7 protein-coding genes are annotated in these 19945 nt (G+C 75.4%); 4 read left to right on the top strand and 3 right to left on the bottom strand.

Annotated elements, in window-relative coordinates:
- Positions 1-18 precede the first annotated feature (18 nt).
- Genes ACRAKH_RS13575 through ACRAKH_RS13565 form a run of 3 tightly spaced genes read right to left on the bottom strand, consistent with a single transcriptional unit; the run spans position 19 to position 14733 of the window.
- Positions 19-1263 carry a cytochrome P450 gene (locus ACRAKH_RS13575; protein WP_380721633.1) on the bottom strand — a complete coding sequence of 415 codons (1245 nt, stop codon included), beginning with the start codon at positions 1261-1263 and terminating at the stop codon, positions 19-21.
- Positions 1260-8414, bottom strand: coding sequence for an amino acid adenylation domain-containing protein (locus ACRAKH_RS13570; RefSeq protein WP_447009858.1), 7155 nt, complete (start codon positions 8412-8414; stop codon positions 1260-1262). Before ACRAKH_RS13570 ends, ACRAKH_RS13575 begins: the two co-directional genes overlap by 4 nt.
- 22 nt (positions 8415-8436) lie before the next feature.
- Complete coding sequence (locus ACRAKH_RS13565; protein ID WP_447009857.1) at positions 8437-14733, bottom strand: amino acid adenylation domain-containing protein; 6297 nt, start codon at positions 14731-14733, stop codon at positions 8437-8439.
- Positions 14734-14914: 181 nt separating this feature from the next.
- Here ACRAKH_RS13565 and ACRAKH_RS13560 point away from each other — a divergent pair, with 181 nt between their 5' ends.
- From ACRAKH_RS13560 to ACRAKH_RS13545, 4 genes are read left to right on the top strand one after another with little or no spacing between them, the layout of a single operon-like run.
- Complete coding sequence (locus ACRAKH_RS13560; protein WP_073896715.1) at positions 14915-15118, top strand: MbtH family protein; 204 nt, start codon at positions 14915-14917, stop codon at positions 15116-15118.
- 27 nt (positions 15119-15145) lie between these two features.
- Entirely contained in the window at positions 15146-17467 is a 2322-nt protein-coding gene (locus ACRAKH_RS13555; RefSeq protein ID WP_380721641.1) for a lantibiotic dehydratase, read from the top strand.
- A 1-nt stretch (position 17468) separates the two neighbouring features.
- Positions 17469-19016 carry an amino acid adenylation domain-containing protein gene (locus ACRAKH_RS13550; RefSeq protein ID WP_447009856.1) on the top strand — a complete coding sequence of 516 codons (1548 nt, stop codon included), beginning with the start codon at positions 17469-17471 and terminating at the stop codon, positions 19014-19016.
- Positions 19013-19939 carry a threonine ammonia-lyase gene (locus tag ACRAKH_RS13545; RefSeq protein ID WP_447009855.1) on the top strand — a complete coding sequence of 309 codons (927 nt, stop codon included), beginning with the start codon at positions 19013-19015 and terminating at the stop codon, positions 19937-19939. The genes ACRAKH_RS13550 and ACRAKH_RS13545 overlap by 4 nt, the downstream gene beginning before the upstream one ends.
- Positions 19940-19945 lie beyond the last annotated feature (6 nt).

Genomic DNA, 19945 nt, shown 5'->3' with positions numbered 1-19945 from the left:
CTTCCTCGCCTGCGGGGCTCAGTAGCGGACGGGCAGCGCGGTGAGGCTGCGGTTGAGCAGGGACAGCTGCCAGGAGTGGCGCGTGCCGGCGAGGCGCAGGCCCGGGTACTCGGTGATGAGGACCTCCAGCGCCGAGCGGGCGACCATGCGGGCCAGCGCGGCGCCGATGCAGAAGTGGGCGCCGAACCCGAAGCCCACGTGCGAGGTGTCGGACCTCGTGACCAGGAACCGGTCGGGGTCGCGGTGGCGGTCCGGGTCGCGGTTGGCGGCGGCGGAGACCAGGAAGAGCCGGTCGCCGCCGCGGACGGTGTCGCCGTCCAGCTCGAAGTCGCGCGAGGCGACGCGGATGGACATCTTGGACGGCCCGTCGAACCGCATGGCCTCCTCGACCACGGCACGCGCCAGCTCCGGGTCCTCGCGGACGGCGGCCAGCTGGTCGGGGTGCAGCAGCAGGGCGCGCACTGCGTTGGCGATGAGGTTGCTGGTGGTCTCGCCGCCCGCGAAGGCCATCTGGGTGAGCATCCCGATGAACTCGACCTCGCTGACGCCGTCACCGACCTGCCCGCCCGCGAGCACCGCGCTGATGAGGTCGTCCCGGGGCTCGGCGCGGCGTTGCCGCACCAGGTCGGCGAGGTAGTCCTCCAGGTTCACCAGCGACTGGAGGGAGGTGCGGTACTCGCGCTCCTCCTGCGCCGCGCCGAGCACGAGGTCGCCGACCCTGGCGTTCCAGTACCAGAACGACGCGCTGTGCTGCTGCGGGACGCCCAGCCAGCGGGCGAACACCAGCGCGGGCAGGGGCTTGGCCACGTCCGCGGCGAGGTCGCCGATCCGGCCCGGGACGGCACGGCGGGCCAGGAGGGCGCGGGTGACGCGCTCGATGAGCGCCTGGTAGCGGTTGATCGCTCGGGCCGAGAACTGCTCCTGGAACACCTGCCGGAGCCGCCGGTGGTCGGGGGCGTCGGTGAACACCATCCAGCGGGACAGGATGTCGAACGCGCGCTCGGCGTCACCGCGGGCGCCCTCGGGCACGGCGTCCATCATCGGGCCGACGCGGGCGGCGGAGGCCGCCGGCTCCCGCAGCACGCGGGTGAGCTGGGAGTGCCCGGTGACCAGCCAGGCCCGGTGCAGCGGGCTCCAGCGGACGGGCCCGTGGTCGCGCAGGGAGTTGAGGTAGGGGTACGGGTCGGCGTTCACGTCCGGGTCGAGCAGGTAGCGCTCGGTGAACCCCGGCGCGTGCCGGACGGGTTCCAGTGTCGCGGTCATCGGCGTGCCTCCGCCCTGATCGCGCCGAGCAGGTCCGCGAACGCGCGGGTGTTGGGCTCGGCGAGGATGGTCATGTGGTCGCCCGGCGAGACGTGGACGGTCAGGCCGCCCAGGGCGAGGGAGCGCCAGCGCTCGACGTACTCGGCGAAGCCGACGTCCAGGCCCGGCATCAGCTCGCCGTCGGGCATCGCGGCGGCTTCGGAGCCGACGACCAGGTGGACGTGGCCGGGGTGGGGACGGGGCTCGTAGTCGGCCAGCGCGGCCAGCAGGGAGTGCCACACCTCGATGGGCGCGTCCTCCACCAGGTCGGCCTCGCTGGGCGACATCCCGGCGCCCAGCAGGGTCTCCTCCAGCTCGGTGACGGCGCGGTCGCGCTCGTCGGACGGGGGCAGCGCGCGCACCCGGTCGCGCAGTTCCAGCGCCCCGGCGAGGTCGCCGGCCACCCCCAGCAGGCGGGTGCGTGCGGCCTCGTTGGGCAGGTACGGCTCGACGAGCACCAGCGGCTCGGCGGCACGTCCCCGCTCGTGGAGCTGGGTGGCCATCTCCAGGGCGAGGTTGGCGCCCATGGACCAGCCCAGGACGGCGTGCGGTCCGTCGCCCGCCATCTCCGCCACGTAGTTCGCCGCGATGCCCGGCACGGTCGTGGGGTCCACGCCGCCGAGCAGGCCGCGGGCCTGGAACGCCAGGACGGGTCCCTCGGGCAGCGCCCTGGCCAGCGGCACGAACCAGGCGGCGCTGCCGCCGGTGGGGTGCACGCAGTACAGCGGGGCGCCGTCACCGTCGCGCAGCCGGACCTCCGAGCGCACCTCGGCGGGTGCGTCACCGCGGGCCGCGCGGTGGACCTGTGCGGCGAGCTGGGCGATGGTCGGGCGCTCCACGAGGTCGCGCACCGACACCGGCACGCCCTTGGCGCGGGCCGTGGCGGCGACCTTCACCGTGGACAGGGAGCTGCCGCCGATGCGGAAGAAGTCGTCGTGCACGCCGATCTCGGCCAGGCCGAGCACGTCGCGCCAGACCTCGGCGAGCACCACCTCGACCGGGGTGGAGGGGGCGACGTAGTCGGCGCCGCTGTCGCCGCGACCGCTGCCGGGCAGGGGCAGCGCGCCGCGGTCGACCTTGCCGCTGCGGTTGATCGGCATGGCGTCGAGGACGACGAACCGCGCGGGCACCATGTAGGCGGGCATCTTCGCGCGCAGCGCCTGCCGCAGCGCGTCCACATCGGACACGTCGCCGACGACGTAGGCCACGAGCGCCGGTCCGCCGGGCAGGTCGCGCAGCAGCACCACGGCCTGGGCGATCCCGGGCACCTCGCCCAGCGCGTGCTCCACCTCCCCCAGCTCGATGCGGAAGCCGCGCAGCTTGACCTGGGAGTCGCGGCGGCCGATCCACTCCACGGAGCCGTCGGCACGGCGCCTGCCCAGGTCGCCGGTGCGGCACAGCCGCGAGCCGGGCGGGCCGAAGGGGTCGGGCACGTAGGTGGCCGCGGTGAGGCCGGGCCGGTCGAGGTAGCCGCGGCCGGTGGCCAGGCCGCCCAGGTGGATCTCGCCCGGGACGCCGACGGGCACCGGCTGCATGTCCGGGTCCAGCACGTGCATCGTGGTGTTGCGCATGGGGAAGCCGATCGACGGCCTGCCGCCGCCGGGTTCGCACACCTGCGCGGTGGACCACACCGACGTCTCGGTGAGGCCGTAGACGTTGTGGAAGCGGCGCCCGCGCGACCAGGCGTCGGCGATCTCGGCGGGGCACGCCTCCCCCGCGACCTGGAGGGTGGCCAGGTCCGGGAACTCCTCGCCCTGCATGACCGCCAGCGCGCTGGGCGGGAGCATGCCCGCGGTGACCCGCAGTTCGCGCAGGGTGCGGGCGAGGTCGGGTCCGGGCCGCAGCGCCTCCTTGGGCGCGGTGCACAGGCGCCCGCCGTTGGCCAGCGACCACGTCATCTCCAGGATGGAGGCGTCGAAGCTCGCGGAGGCGAACTGGAGCACCCGGTCGGCGGGGCCCGGCTCGACCAGGTCCCGCTGTCCCTCGACCATGTTGGCCAGCCCGCGGTGCGGGATGACCACGCCCTTGGGGGTGCCGGTCGAGCCGGAGGTGTAGATGACGTAGGCGGCGGACTCCCCGTCCACGTCGTCCACTGCGGACAGCGGCGTCGTGTCCGCGGGCAGCGGCCGGTCCAGCAGCGTCGTGTGGCCGTCGAACGGGACGACGCCCACCAGCGGCGTTTGGGTGAGCAGCACGCGCATCCCGCTGTCGCGGGCCATGAACGCCAGCCGGTCCGCGGGCAGCTGCGGGTCCATCGGCAGGTAGGCGCCGCCCGCGTGCAGCACGCCGAGGACGGCGCGCACCAGGTCGGGACCGCGGTCGACGCAGAGGCCGACGACGGTCTCGGGGCCGACGCCCAGCGCCTTGAGGTGCCCGGCGAGCAGCAGCGCCTGGTCGTTCAGCTCGCCGTAGGCCAGGTCGACCGGTCCCGCCTCGGACAGGTGGGTGACGGCGACCGCGTCCCGGTCCTGGGCGGCGACGCGGTGGTGGAACGGCGTGCCGGCGGGCGGGACGACCGGGCCGCGCGACCACTCCAGGTCCCGGTCACGGGCCGCGCCCGCGATCGTGGGCCGGGTGACGGGCCCCTCCGGGTCGGCGACCATCGTCTCCAGCAGGTCGCGGAAGACGTCGGCGAGCTGCTCGGCGGTGGCCGGGTCGACGCGGGTGGGGTCGACGTCCAGGGTGAAGCCGTTGACGCTGGTGTTGACCAGCAGCGGGAACATGGTGCGGGCGATCTCCAGCGACTCCTCCCAGGTGTCGCTGGTGAGCCGGTGGAAGTTGACGTAGTTGAAGATCACCTCGACGAGGTTGGGCTCGCCGGGGCGGAAGCGCGCCATGCGCGCCAGCGGGACGCGGCGGTGCGGCAGCATGTCCTGCTCGGCGACGAAGGTGTCGCGCACCAGGTCCAACCAGGTGACGCCGGTGCGGCGCACGCCGAACGGCACGGTGTTGAGGAACAGCCCGCGCATCCGGTCCGCGCCCTCCTGCTCGGGCCTGCCGTTGGTGGCCAGGCCGATGGAGTGGCCGCCGACGGGGTCGCCCGGCTCGGCGAACAGGCTCATGGTGTGGTGGAACGCGGCCAGCAGGACCGTGCGGCGCGGCACGCCCGCGAGCGTCGCCAGCCGCCCGATGGCCTCGGTGAGCCCGCCGAAGGAGCGGCGCACCTCGTGGATGACCTCGTCCGACCGCGATTCGCGGTGGCCGAAGCGCACCGGCCGGAACTCCTCCAGCTCGTCGCGCCAGAACTCCAGGCCCTCCGGCGACTCCAGCGCGGCCAGCTCCAGCGCGACGTACTCGGCGAAGCGCGGCGACGGCGGCAGCTGCGGCGTGCGCCCCTCGACGGCCTGGCGGTGCAGGTCGAGCAGGTCGGCGATGAGCGAGGTGAGGCTCCAGCCGTCGAGCACCACGTGGCAGTCGGTGAGGGTGAGCCTCAGCTCGTGCTCGGTGAGCCGGTGCAGGTGGATGCGCACCAGCGGCGGCGCGGCCAGGTCGAAGCGGCGGGCGAACTCGGCGTCGACGAACCGGCGCAGCGCCGCGCGCTGCTCGGTGCGCGACAGGCCGCGCAGGTCGGAGTAGCCGATCGGCAGCTCGGCGGCGGGGTGCACCAGTTGCAGCGGCTCGCGGAAGCCCACCAGGTCGATGGACGTCCGCAGGATGTCGTGCCGGCGCACCACCTCGTCGGCGGCGGCCTGGAACGCGGCGAGGTCGAAGCCCTCCGGGACGGTGATCTTGAGGTCGGTGACGTTGTGGTAGGCCGCGCGGTGCGGGTCGGCCAGCATCTCGTGCAGCATCCCCGCCTGGAGCATGGTCAGCGGGTAGGCGTCGACCAGGCCCTCCGGCAGCCGGGCGCGGTCGGCCGGGTCGAGCAGCGAGAACGGCTCGACCGGCTCCGGCTCGTCCTGCGCGGCGCCCGCCAGCGCGACGAGGTCGCCCAGCGTGCGGGCGCGGAACAGGTCGGCCACGCTCAGCCCGAGGCCGGCCGCGCGGGCGAGGCCGACGACGCGCAGGGCGAGGATCGAGTCGCCGCCCAGGTCGAAGAAGTTGTCGCCCAGGCCGACCCGGTCGGCGCCGACGACCTCCGCCCAGATGGCGGCGAGCGCCCGCTCGGTCGGGGTGCGCGGCGGCACGTGGTCGGGCTGGGTGCGCACGCCGCCCGCCTCGACGGCGGCCAGGGCCGCGCGGTCGACCTTGCCGTTGGAGGTCAGCGGGAGCCGGTCGTGGCGGACGAACAGCGCGGGGACCATGTAGTCGGGCAGGCTCGCGCGCAACCGGTCGCGCAGCGCGGACGGGTCCAGCCGGGCGCCCTCGGCGAGCACGACGTGGCCGACGAGGCGCGCGCCCTGCGGTCCCGGCTGGGCGACGACGGTGGCGTCGGCGATGCCCGGGCAGCCGCTGAGGGCGCTCTCGACCTCGCCGGGCTCGATGCGGAAGCCCCGGATCTTGACCTGGTTGTCGGCGCGGCCGACGTAGCCGAGCTGCCCGTCGGGCAGCACCCGCACCAGGTCGCCGGTCTTGTAGACGCGCCCGCCCAGCGGGCCGCGCGGGAAGCGCTCGGCGGTCAGCTCGGGCCGGTTGCGGTAGCCGCGGGCCACGCCGCCGCCCGCGATGTGCAGCTCGCCGACCGTGCCCACCGGAACCAGGCGACCGTGGCGGTCCAGCACGTAGCCGTGCTGGCCGGGCAGCGGACGGCCGATGGGCGAGCGCTCCGCGCCGTCACCCGCGGTGACGTCGGCCTCGGTGATGAGCCGGTAGGTGACGTGCACCGTGGTCTCGGTGATGCCGTACATGTTGACCAGCGCGGGCTTGCGGCCCGGCGCGGTGAACCAGTCGCGGTAGTCGCGGGTGTCGAAGGCGTCCCCGCCGAACACGACGGTGCGCAGCGCCAGCCCGTCGAAGGTGTGCCCGTGCTGCGCCAGGTGCGCGCGCAGGCCCTTGAAGGCGGCCGGGGTCTGGCTGAGCACGGTGACGCCCTCGTCGCGCAGCACCCGGTGCACGGCGTCGGGGTCGCGGGTCTCCTCGCCGGTGAGCACCACGACGCGACCGCCGCTGCTCAGCGGCCCCCACAGCTCCCACACGGAGAAGTCGAACGCCGCGGAGTGCATCAGCGACCACACGTCACCGGGGCCGAAGTCGAACATCCGGTCGGCGGCGTCGAACAGCCAGGCGGCGTTGGCGTGCGTGACCTCGACGCCCTTCGGCTTGCCGGTGGACCCCGAGGTGTAGATGACGTAGGCCAGGTCGTCGGCTCGCACCTCCACCGAGGCGGTGTCCACCCCGGGTCCGTCCGGGTCGACCAGGGTGACGGGCAGGCCGTCCAGCGCGGCGCGGCCGGTGTCGTCGGCCACGACCAGCGACACGCCCGCGTCGGCGACGGTGAACTCCACGCGCTGCCGCGGGTGGCGCGGGTCCAGGGGCAGGTAGGCGGCGCCGGCGCGCCACACGCCCAGCAGGGCCACCGCCAGGTCGGCGGTGCGCGCCAGGCACACCCCGACCAGACTCTCCCGGCCGGCGCCCAGCGCCCGCAACCGTGAGGCCAGCGCCGTGGCACGGGCGTCGAGCTCGGCGTAGGTCAGCGACCGGCCGCCACCGGTGACGGCGATCGCGTCCGGGGTGGCGGCGACGTGGTCGGCCACCCGGTCGAGGACCAGCCGCGGCAGGCCCGCCGCGGCGCCGGAGGCCGCCGGACCGTCCGGGCCGAGCAGGAACGCGCGCTCGGCCTCCCCCAGCAGCTGCACCGAGCCCAGCGGCTCGTCGGGACGCTCGAAGAACGCCCGCAGCACGGCGACGGTGTGGTCGGCCAGCCGCGCCACGGAGTCGTGCTCGAACAGGTCGGGGCGGTAGACGAACGCCAACCGGTAGCCGCCGTCGTGGCCGACGGCCTCCAGGGACAGGTCGAACTTGGCCGTGGTCAGCGCGATCGGGAACGCCCGCGCCACGGTCCCCCCGAGCGAGAAGGCGCCGCCGCCGGACTCGGAGTAGGCGAACAGGACCTGGAACAGCGGGTTGCGCGACAGGTCGCGCTCGGGGCTCAGCTCGTCCACGACGCGCTCGAACGGCAGGGACTGGTGGCTCAGCGCGCCCAGCACCCGTTCCCGGGCGCGGTCGAGGACCTGCGCGCAGGTGGGCTCGCCGGACAGGTCGGCGCGCATGACCAGGGTGTTGACGAAGAACCCGACCAGCCCCTCGGTCTCGGCGCGGTCGCGGTTGGCGGTGATGGTGCCGATCGCGACGTCGTCCTGCCCGCTGTGGAAGCCCAGCGCGGCCTGGAACGCGGCCATGATCGTGGTGAACGGGGTGGCGTCGGCGGCGGTGACGGCCGCCGCCAGGTCGGCGGGCAGCTCGACGGTGTGCACGGCGCCCTCGTGCGAGCGCTCCTTCGGGCGCGGGTGGTCGGTGGGCAGCTCCAGCGGCGTCAGCCCGGCCAGCGCGGTGCGCCAGTGCTCCAAGTCCGCGGTCTCGTCGGCGGCGCGCTGCCACACCGCGTAGTCGGTGTACTCGATCGGGGTGGGCGTCAGGCGTGGCGCCTCGCCCGCCAGGCGGGCCCGGTACAGCTCGCGCAGGTCGCGCACGAGGACGTCCAGCGACCAGCCGTCGGTGACGATGTGGTGCATCGCCAGCACGAGCACGTGGTCGGTGCCGGTGACGCGCACCAACGTGGCTTGGAAGGCCGGTTCGGCGGCCAGGTCGAACGGGCGCACGGCGGCGGCCCGCACGGTCCCGGCGACGTCGTCGGCGTCGGCCTCGACCACCGCCATCGGCGCGCCATGCGGCAGGACCCGCTGGAACGGCACGCCGTCCTCGGCGGGGAAGACCACGCGCAGCTGCTCGTGCCGGGCGACGAGGTCGTCCACCGCGCCCGCCAGCGCGGCGGCGTCGAGCGGGCCGGTCAACCGCCACGCGGCGGGCATCAGGTACTCGGTGCCGCCCGGTGCGAGCTGGTCGAGGAAGTACAGGCGCTGCTGCGCCGCGGACAGGGGTGCTCGTCCGGGCCGCGGCTCCTGGCGGGGGATGCCGGTCGGCGCGGCGGTGAGGCCGCGCAGGCGCCGCTCCAGCAGCGCGCGGGCCGCCGGGGACAGACCGGAACGGGTGGGGTTGATCTCCGAGGTGGTCATGACGGGCTCCGTCCGGTTCGTCTCAGAATGCGGCGTCAAGCGACAGGGACAGGTCGATCTCGTCGTCGCTCATCGCGGAGATCTGCTCGACCAGCAGGCGTTCCACCTCGGCCGCGAGCAGCGCGACGGTGGGGTTCTCGAACAGCTCGCGCACCGCGATGGCGCAGTCGAACGCGGCGCGCACCCGGGAGGCGGCGGCCACGGCGCGCATGGAGTGGCCCCCCAGCGCGAAGAAGTCGTCGTGCAGGCCGACCCGCTCCACCCCGAGCACCTCGGCCCAGATCTGGGCGAGGACCACCTCGGTGGGTGACGTGGGCGGGACGAACTCGGCCGTCGCGGGGACCTCGGGGTCGGGCAGCGCGGCGGTGTCGAGCTTGCCCTGCACGGTCAGCGGCAGGGCGTCGAGCACGACGAACGCCGAGGGCACCAGGTAGGCGGGGAGCCGGTCGCGGCACCACGCGGCGAGCCGGTCGCCGTCGAGGTGGTCCCCGGCGGCGTAGGCGACCAGGGCGCGGTCGCCCCGGACCTCGCGGACCACGACGGCCGCGCCGCGCACACCGGCGCAGCCCTGGAGCACCGCCTCGACCTCGCCGGGTTCGATGCGGAACCCGCGGATCTTGACCTGGTCGTCCACCCGGCCGAGGAACTCCAGCTCCCCACCGGGCAGGCGGCGCACGAGGTCGCCGGTGCGGTAGACGCGGCCCGCGCCGAACGGGTTGGCCGGGAACCGCTCCGCGGTCAGGTCGGGGTGGCCGAGGTAGCCGCGGGCCAGCTCCGGTCCGCCGACGAGGAGCTCGCCGGGAATGCCGTCGGGCACCGGCCGGCCGAGGGTGTCGACCACGTGCAGGGTGCGCGCGCCCAGCGCGACGCCGATGGGGACGCGGCCTGCGACCGGCGCGGTGACCACGTGGGCGGTGGCGGAGATGACGGATTCGGTGGGGCCGTAGGTGTTGACCACCGGGACGTGCGGCAGCAGCTCGAACCAGCGGCCCAGCGGGGTGGCGGGCAGCGCCTCGCCGCCGGTGACCAGCAGCCGCAGCGACGCCAGGTCGCCGGCCAGGTCGCCGAGGCGGGCCACGACCTCCTCCCAGTACGACGGGGTGAGCTCGGCGACGGTGACGCCGTGCGAGCGGACCTCCGCGGCCAGCTCGTCCACCGACCACACCTCGTCGGGCCGCAGCACCACGCGGGCGCCGACGGTCAGCGCGGGCAGGAGCTGCTCCAGCGAGGCGTCGAAGGACAGCGAGGCGAACGACAGCACCCGGTCGGCGGACGTGAGGCGGAACAGGTCGCGGGCGGCGGCCACGTGCGCGGCGAGCGGGCCGTGGTCGACGCCCACGGCCTTGGGCCGCCCGGTGGAGCCGGAGGTGAAGATGACGTAGGCCAGGTCGCCGGGGTCCACGTCGAGGGAGATCACGCCGGCCGGGTCCACGCCAGCGAGGTCCACGTCGGCGAGGTCCACGCCAGCGGGGTCCACGCCGGCGGGGTCCACGCCAGCGGCGGGCCGCGAGGCGGGCACGACACCCTCGACGGGGACGATCCCGACATCCAGCCCGGCCAGCGCGCCCGCCGTGCCGCCGTCGGCGACCACCAGCCGCGCGCCCGCCTCGGCGAGCATGAACCGCAGCCGCTCCAACGGGAACTTCGGGTCCAGCGGGACGTACGCGCCGCCGGCGCGCCACACCGCCAGCATCGCCGCCACCGACCACACGCCCCGGCCGAGGCACACGCCGACCGGGTCGCCGCGGCGCACGCCCGCGTCGGCCAGCGCCGACGCGAGACCGCCGACCAGCGCGCCCAGCTCGCCGTAGGTCACGGTCCGCTCGCCGCACACCAGCGCGGTGTCCCCCGCGTCCCCCGAGACCTTCAGCGGCGGCGTCGGCACGACCGCCGGCGCGGCGGTCAGCGCGGCGCGTTCCCGCGGGGAGAGCAGGTCGAGGCGGGCGACGTCGGCGTGCGGGTCGGCGACCACGGCCCGCAGCACGCGGGTCACGTGCTCCGCCAGCCGCACCGCGGACACCTCGTCGAACAGGTCGGCGCTGTACTCCACGTCCAGCGAGAACCGGTCGGGGTCGAGCAGGAACGTCGCCGTCAGGTCGAACTTCGCCGACTCCCACGGCAGCGTGAAGCCCTCGAACTCCAGGCCCGGCGCGGCCATCCCGGTGGACACCGCGCTCTCCTGCACGTCGAACATCACCTGGAACAGCGGGTTGCGCGACGGGTCGCGCTCGGGCCGCAGCTCCTCCACCAGCCGCTCGAACGGCACGTCCTGGTTGTCGAAGGCGCCCAGCACCGTGCCGCGCACCCGCGCCACGAGGTCCACGAAGGACGGTCCGCCGGACAGGTCCGAGCGCAGCACCACGGTGTTGACGAAGAACCCGATGAGCCGCTCCAGCTCCACCCGTCCGCGCCCGGCGACCGGGGTGCCCACCGCGATGTCGGTCTGCCCCGACCAGCGGGCCAGCACCGCCTGGAACACCGCCAGCAGCACCGTGAACCGGGTCGTGCCGCAGCGCTGGGCCAGCTCGTCGAGGCCCGCGGCCAGCTCCCGCGGCAACGGCACCTCCACCGCGCCGCCGCGTGCCGACCGGGTGGCCGGGCGGGGGCGGTCGGTCGGCAGCTCCAGCACGGGCACGCCGTCCAGGGCCGCCCGCCAGTGCTCCAGCTGGGCGTCCAGCGAGCCCGACGCGAGCAGGCCGCGCTGCCACACCGCGTAGTCGCCGTACTGCACGGGCACGTCGGGCAGGTCGGCCGCGCGCCCGGCGAGGCGGGCGACGTAGGAGCGGGTCAGCTCATCGACGACGACGTCCTTGGACCAGCCGTCGGTGGCCACGTGGTGGAACGACAGCACCAGCACGTGGTCGTCGGGCCCCAGCTCCCACAGGCCGGAGCGGACCAGCGGCGGGCGGTCGAGGTCGAAGCGGGCCGCGGCGAACTCCTTGGCCCGCGCGCGGACCTCCTCGACGTCGGCGCACGCGTGGCGCTCCAGCGGCGCCGGCACGTCGTCGTGGACGAGCTGCACCGGGTGCCCGTCGACCTCGACCAGGGCGGTGCGCAGCACCTCGTGCCTGGCGACGACGTCACCCAGCGCGGCTTCCCAGGCGTCGGCGTCCAGCGGCCCGCGCACCCGCCAGGAGAACCACAGCACGTAGTCCTCGCCGGAGTCGGACATGCGGTCGAGGAACCACAGCCGCTCCTGGGCGAAGGACATCGGCAGCGGACCGCCGCGGTCGACCGGGACGACGCCGGCGGTGGTGACCGGGCGGGCCGCGGCGACCAGCGGGCCGAACTCGCGGATGCGCGGGTTCTCGAACAGGGTGCGCAGCTCCACGTCGCGCTCCAGGCGCTCGGCGATGCGGGAGACGGCCATCGTGGCGAGCAGCGAGTGCCCGCCGAGGTCGAAGAACCCGTCGTCGATGCCGATGCCGTCCACGCCCAGGACCTCGCCCCAGATGCGGGCGATCTCGCGCTCGACGTCGTCGCGGGGCGCGGTGTAGGCGGCCCCGGTGGCCGCGCGGTCGGGCCTGGGGTCCGGCAGGGCGGCGCGGTCGAGCTTGCCGGAAGCCGTCACGGGCAGGGCGTCGAGCCGAACGACCTCCGACGGCACCGCGTAGTGCGGCAGCCGGCGCGACAGCTCCGCCCGCAGCGCGGCCGTTCCGGGGAGGGAGTCGTCGCCGACGACGTAGCCGACGAGGACCTGCCCGCCGTGCGGGTCGGCCTTGACCGCCGCCGCCGCGGCCAGCACGCCCGCGCAGCCCGACAGCGCCGACTCGACCTCGCCCAGCTCCACCCGGAAGCCGCGGATCTTCACCTGGTCGTCGACCCGGCCCAGGAACTCCAGGTCGCCTTCGGCCCCCCAGCGCACGAGGTCGCCGGTGCGGTAGAGCCGGCCGCCGCGCGGGTCGGGGACGAACCGCTCGGCGGTCAGCGCCGGGCGGCCGAGGTAGCCGCGGGCCAGCTCCGGTCCGCCGACCAGCAGCTCACCGGGGACGCCGAGGCCGACCGGGTCACCGTGCTCGTCGACGACGAGGACGCGCCTGCCGCCCAGCGACCGGCCGATGGGGACGCGGTCGGCGTCGGTGAGCTCGTGGGTGGTGGCGGTGACCACGGTCTCGGTGGGGCCGTAGGCGTTGAGCACCCGCACGTGCGGCGCGTGCCGCAGCCAGGCGGCCAGCGCCCCCGTGGGGACGGCCTCGCCGCCGAGGATGAGCAGCCGCAACGACTCCAGCCCCGCGCCGCCGGTCAGCGACAGCGCCAGCTCGCTCCAGTAGGTCGGCGGGAAGTTGGCCACGGTGATGCCGTGCCGCGCCACGATCGCGGGGACCCGCGTGGGCAGCCACTGCTCGTCGGGCCGGACGACCACCGTCGCGCCGCTGGTCAGCGCCGGCAGCAGCTGGTCGAGGGAGGCGTCGAAGGAGAAGGAGGAGAACGCGAGCACCCGGTCCTCGGCGGTGACGCCGTAGCGATCGCGGGCGGCGGCCACGTGCGCGGCCAGCGCGCCGTGCTCGACGCCGACGGCCTTGGGCCGCCCCGAGGAGCCCGACGTGAAGATGACGTAGGCCAGGTCGGACGGGTCCGGCGTCACGACGGGCGCGGTGGCGTCGGGGACGACGTCGGCCACGGACACGCGGCGCACCCCGGCGATGTCGGCGTCACCGACGACGCAGCGCACGTCGGCGTCGGCGACCATGAACGCCAGCCGGTCGGGCGGCAGGGCCGGGTCCAGCGGCACGTACGCGCCACCCGCGCGCCACACCGCGAGCATGGCCACCACCGACCACGTGCCGCGGGGCACGCACACGCCGACCGCGTCGCCCCGGCGCACGCCGGAGTCGCGCAGCAGCGCGGACAGCCCGCCCACCAGGGCGTCGAGCCGGTCGTAGGTGACGACGTCGTCGCCGCACACCAGCGCCGGGGCCGAACCGTGCCCGCGGACCACGAGCGGCGCGGCGGGCGCCGGCGTCTCGGCGGGACCGCCCCAGGAGTCCAGCAATGCCCGGCCGGGCAGCGGAGGCAGGGCGGCGGCCAGGTCGGCCACCGGTGCGTCGGGGTCGTCGAGCACGGCGGTGAGCAGGCTCAGGAACCCGTCGGCGAACTGCCGCATCGTGTCGTCGTCGAACAGCGCGGTGGCGTACTGGAGGCGGGCGGCGAGGCTGCCGTCGGGCATCAGGTTGAGGTCGAGGAACACGTCCATGTCGGTGCCGCCCAGCGGCGCCCCGACCAGCGTCGCGTCCAGGCCGCGCAGGGCGGCCGGCTGGTGGACGGTGTTGAGCAGGGTGAACGACGCCTGCGCCAGCGGGTGGCGGGACAGGTCGCGCTCCATGCCCAGCGCGCCGACCACGCGGTCGAACGGCGCCTCGGCGTGGGAGAGGTCCTTGAGCACGGTGTCGCGGACCCGGCGCAGCAGGGCGTCGAACGACGGCCGCCCACCCAGGTCCGAGCGCAGCACCACGGTGTTGACGAAGGGCCCGACCAGGTTCGACACGTCCAGCGGGCCGCTCCGGTCGGCCATCGTGGTGCAGGTCGCGATGTCCGTGCGCCCGCTGTAGTGGCCCAGCAACGACTGGTAGACCGCGAGCAGCAGCATGTAGCGGGTGGCCCGGCGCTCGCGGGCGGCGGCGTCCACGCGGGCGAGCAGGTCGGCGGGCACGCGGAAGCGCACCAGCTCCACGGAACCGTCCCAGACCTCGGGCCGGGGGCGGTCGGTCGGCAGCGCGAGCGACGCCACCCCGGTCAGGCGCCCGGTCCAGTGCGCCAGCAGACGCTCGACCCGCGCCGGCGTGAGCCGCTGGTTCTGCCACGCGGCGAAGTCGGCGTACTGGTGACGCGGTGCGGGCAGCTCCTCGCCCCGGTACCCCGCGTCGAGCTCGCGCAGCAGCACGTCCCACGACCAGCCGTCGACGGCGATGTGGTGCACGACCAGCAGCAGCAGGTGGTCGTCCTCGGCCAGGCGCGCCAGCACCGCCCGCACCGGCGCCTCCGCCGCCAGGTCCAGCGGGCGGCGCAGCTCGCGGGCGAACACCTCCTCCGGGTCGCGGGCGTCGACGCGGCGCAGCACGACCGCGCCCGGCGGGTCCAGCACGGGAACCGGCTCGCCGTCCACGGCGGTGAACCTGGTGCGCAGCACCTCGTGGCGCTCGACGATCCCGGCCAGCGCCCGCTCCAGCGCGGGCACGTCCAGCGCGCCGCGGACGCGCAGCGCCAGCGGCAGCAGGTTGTCGGAGGAGCCACGGGTGAGCTGTTCCAGGAACCACAGCCGCCGCTGCGCGGAGGAGACCGCGCCGTGGTCCGTCGCTGTGTGCGGTGCGCCTTCGTTCACTGTCGGCCTCCCTGCGAGCTGAGTTGCCACGAAGACTGCTCGCCGGGACAGGCCCCTCACCAGGGAAGAAGCGGCACGGCGCGGTTGCCGTCGTGTCTGCGCTTTCTTCTCTACTGCGGCGCCCCGCCCGGCGGCATCGTCGGTCCGGCAACCAGAGCGACCGACCGATCGGGGAGCGCCGATGACACAGGACGAGCGGGTGTACCGGGTCGTCACCAACGACGAGGAGCAGTACTCGATCTGGCCCGCCGACCGCGACCTGCCGCCCGGCTGGGTCGCCGACGGGACCGAGGGGCCGCGCGCGGTCTGCCTCGACCACATCGAGCGGGTGTGGACCGACATGCGGCCGCGGAGCCTCCGCGAGCGGATGGGGCAGCGGGGCTGACGAAGCCCTCGGGAGAGCTGGGAAGGGATGGTCAGCGTGGCTGGAACGGTGCTGTTGCCCGGAGGCGGTTGGCGGCTGTGGAGCCAGTTCGCCCTGCGCGGGACGGGTTTCCCGGCCGCCGGTGTGCTCCGCCTCGCCCCACCGGGACTGGGGGTGGCCGCCGACAAGTTCACCGACGTGCCGCCCCGCGACCGGTGGACGGGTCCGGAGTGGGAGGAGTTCGAGGCGTTCTTCGACGAGGCCGCGGTGCGCACGGCCCGCGAGTTGCAGGACATCGCCTCCCAGCCGAGGTTCCGCACGGCGCTGGCGTGGCAGAACAAGGCGGTGCTCGGCTCGGGGATCGCGCCGTTCCTGGCGTGGACGCCCACCGCGGCGGGGCGCACCAGCATGCCGCGGCAGCGCGAGGAGCTGGTGGCGCACTACTGGCAGCGGTTCTGCGTCAAGAACGACACCATCGGCTTCTTCGGCCCGGTGGGCTGGGGCAGCTGGGACCTGGACGGCCCGCGCGGCATCACCACCGTGCCGGGCGAGGACTTCCTGGCCTGCTCGGAGGTGTACTTCTCCAGCTGGGGCATCGACGCGCTGGCCAAGGTCATCGGCGCCGAGCCGGGGATGCGCCGGTGGGTGCCGCCGCGCCGGGTGTCGTTCGCCAGGATCGCCGACGGCGCGGTGAGCCTGCCCGGTCGCGCCGCCGTCCCGCTGGCCGACGGCCTGGAGGACGTGCTGCGGCTGTGCGACGGCGCCCACCAGCCGGTGGAGATCGCCGAACGGCTCGGCCGCGACCTGGACGGCGTGCTCGACGCGCTGGACGAGCTGGTGCGCCGGCGTTGGGTCACCTGGCGCATCGACGTCCCCGCCAGCGCCCACCCCGACCTGGCGCTGCGCGCCATCGTCGAGCGGGTCGGCGACCCGGAGGTGCGGGGGTGGGCGCTGGACCGGATCGAGGTGCTGCGACGCGGCCGGGAGCGGGTGCGGGCGGCGCTGGGCGACGCCGACGCGTTGCTGGAGGCGATGTCCGCGCTGGAGAACGACTTCGTGGAGACCACGCGGACGTCGGCGCAGCGCGAGAAGGGCGCGAAGACCTCCGCCAACCGCGCGCTGGTCTACTCCGACTCGCGCCGGGCCGCGACCGCCCGGCTGGGCTCGGCCGTGCTGGACGAGCTGACCCCGCTGGCGCAGTGCCTGACGGCGGCGCGGTGGATGACCAACCGGTACGCCGAGATCGCCCGGGGACACCTGCGGGAGGCGTTCGAGTCGTTGCGCGCCAAGGGTCCCGTGGTCGACCTGGCGTCCCTGTGGATGGCGTGCCTGCCGGTGCCGCACCCCGACTCGATCGCCGACGCCGACCGCGTGCAGGCCGAGTTGCAGCGGCGCTGGGAGGCCATCGTGGACGCGCCCGAGGGCGCGCGGCGGGTGCGGCTGTCGTCCGCGGAGATCGCCGACCAGGTCCGCGAGGCCTTCGAGGAGCCCGCCACGGGCTGGAACGTCGCCCGCTACATCAGCCCGGACGTGTTCGTCGTCGCCGAGGACGCGGCCGCGGTCGAGCGCGGCGAGTTCGAGCTGGTGCTGGGCGAGCTGCACGTGGGCGTGAACACCATGAGCGCCTCGCTGTTCGTGATGCAGCACCCCGACCAGGACGAGCTGCTGGCCGAGACCGACGTCGACTACCCCGGCCCCCGGCTGATGCCGATGCTGCCCAAGGAGCAGCCGCCGCGCTGGAACACCCGCAGCCGCCCGGCGCTCAACCGGCCGCAGGACTACCTGGTGGGCATGGTCGACCACACCGCCGACCCGCACCGCCCGCGCACCGCGATGGGCGCGGACGTCCTGGTCGAGGAGCGCGACGGCGACCTGGTCGCGGTGCTGCCCGACGGCGCGGTGTTCCCGGTGATCGACGTGTTCGGCAACGCGCTGACCGCGCGGGTCATGGACCGGTTCAGCCTCCGCGCGGCGGGCGACCACTCGCCGCGGGTGACCGTCGACAACGTGGTGGTCGCCCGCGAGACCTGGCGGTTCACCGCGGAGTCGCTGGAGTTCGCGGCCGAGAAGCACGAGGCCCGCCGGTTCGTGCGCGCGCGGGCGTGGCGCGACGAGCACGAGCTGCCCCGCTACGCCTTCATCGTCTCCCCCGCCGAGCCGCGGCCGTTCTACGTCGACTTCGACAGCCCCGTCTACGTCAACGTGCTGGCCAAGGCCGCGCGCCGGCTGGCCCGCAAGGACCCCTCGGCGCGGCTGACCGTGTCGGAGATGCTGCCCAACCCCGAGCAGGCGTGGCTGACCGACCACACCGGCGCCAAGTACAGCTCCGAGCTGCGCTTCGTCGCCTTCGACCAGACCGGGCGGGACTGACATGTCCACGACTGACACGGGTCGGGCCGACACGGCCGTGCTCGACCGACCTGCGCTCGGCTGGCCTGGGCTCGACCTGGGCGGGCTGGACGCGGCCGGCCACCACGACCACCCGGCCGTCGTCACCCCCGACGGCGTGCTCACCCACTCCGACCTCGTCCGGCGCGCCGACCGGCTGGCCCAGGTCCTGCGCGGCCACGGCGTCGGGCCCGAGGTGGTCTGCGGGATCGCGCTGGAGCGCGGCGTGGACGCGGTCGTCGCGATGGCGGCGGTGCTGCGGGCGCACGGCGCCTTCCTCACCGTGGACACCGACCTGCCGCCCAAGCGGGTCGCCGCGCTGCTGGACGGCGCTCGGGCACTGGTGACCAGCCGGCGCCTCGCCGGGCGGTTCACCGTGCCCGGACCCACCGTCCTGGTCGGGGAGGACGCGACCGCTGACCCCGTCGCGCCGCTGCCCGAAGGGCCGGCGGACCCCCGGTCGCTGGCCTACGTCAGCCACACCTCCGGCTCCACCGGCGCACCCAACGCCGTGCTGGTCGAGCACCGCTCCCTGCGGGCCTACCTGCGGTCGACGGTGCGCGACAACGACCTCGGCCCGGACACCGTGGCGCTCCAGCTGGCACCGCTGGGCTACGACGCCTCGATCCGCGACACCCTGGCCCCGCTGCTCGCGGGCGGCAGCCTGGTGGTGCTGCCCCGGTCGGCGCTGCTGCGCCCCGAAGAGCTGTTCGAGGCCGTGCGGGCCTACGGCGTCAACACGATCCTGAGCACCACCCCGTCGTTCCTGACCTTCCTGTCCCGCCAGGACGGCGCGGCACGGGCGCTGCGGGACGTGCGGCTGGTGGCGACCAGCGGCGAGTCCCTGCGCCCGTTCCTGGCCGCCGGCGGCCGGTCGCTGGTGCCGGGCAGGCTGGTCAACCAGTACGGGCCGACCGAGTGCACCATGACGTCCACCCGCCACGAGGTGCCCGCACGGCCCGAGGCGGACGTCGACCTGATCGGCGCGCCGCTGGACGACGTGGTGGCGCGGCTGCTGGACGGCGGGATGCGGCCGGTGCCGGACGGCGAGGTCGGCGAGGTCTACCTCGGCGGTGTCGGCGTGGCCCGCGGCTACGCCGACCAGCCGGGCCTCACCGCGACGCGGTTCGTGCCCGACCCGTGCGGGGAGCCGGGCGCGCGCCTGTACCGCACCGGCGACCTGGCCCGGCGGCGGCCGGACGGGGTGCTGGAGTACCTGGGGCGCAACGACCGGCAGATCAAGGTCCGCGGCTACCGGGTCGACCCGGCCGAGGTCGAGGCGGTCCTGCTGACCCACCCCGCCGTCACCGGCGCGGCGGTCACCGCGGCCACCGACGACCAGCAGCGCGCCTACCTCGTCGCGCACGTCACCGGCGAGCTGGCGCAGGTCCGCGACACGGCGCTGCGCGCCCACCTGGCCGAGGCGCTGCCGCCGCACCTGATGCCCCGGCACTTCACCCGGCTGGACCGCTTCCCCACCACCCGCAGCGGCAAGGTCGACCGCGTGGCGCTCGCCGGGGGTGCGCGGTGACCCGCCTCGACATCAGGCTGGGCACGGCCGACGTGCTCGCCGCCGCACGGCGCATCGAGGGGCACGTGCTCCGCACGCCGCTGCTGGCCCTGGACGCCGTGCCCGGCGTCCTGCTCAAGGCCGAGCACGTCCAGCGCGGCGGGTCCTTCAAGATCCGCGGCGCGGCCAACGCGCTGCTGGCCGAGCCGTGCGGCGAGGTCGTCACCGGCTCCTCGGGCAACCACGGCATCGCGGTGGCCACCCTGGGCCGCGCCCTGGGCGTGCCGGTCACCGTGGTGGTGGCCGAGGGCGCGAGCCGGGCGAAGGCCGCCGCGCTGCGCCGGCTCGGCGCGACCGTGCTGGAGGCGCCGGGCGGCGTGGACGAGCGCGACCGCCGCGCCCGTGAGCACGCGGCGCTGACCGGGGCCGGCCTGGTGCCCTCCTCCGACCACGAGCTGGTGGTGGCGGGCCAGGGCACCGTGGGCCTGGAGATCCTCGAGGACGTGCCGGGGGTCGACGTGGTGTTCGTGCCGACCGGCGGCGGCGGGCTGCTGGCGGGCGTCTGCCTGGCCGCGCGCGACCTGCCGGTGCGCGTCGTCGGCGTCGAACCGGCCGACGCCCGCCGCTACGCGCTCTCGCTCGACCGGGGCACGCCCGTGGTGGTGCCACCGTCGCGCACCATCGCCGACGGGCTGCGCGGACAGCGGCCCGGCGCCGTGACGCTGCCGGTGATCGCCGACCGCGTCGACGACCTCGTGGGCGTCACCGACGACGCCATCGCGCACGCCGCGGCACTGCTGCGCCGGGCGGGCGTGCACGCCGAACCCAGCGGCGCCGTGGCGCTGGCCGGGGCACTGCAATCGGGTTTCACCGGGACGGCCGCGGTGGTGGTGTCCGGCGGCAACACCGCCGAGGCCCTCACCTCCACCGGCCTCGCGGCCTGACCACCG

The organism is Saccharothrix hoggarensis (genome assembly GCF_052936025.1).
Note: the sequence above shows the minus strand (reverse complement) of the source record. Positions and strands in the feature narration are given on the sequence as shown.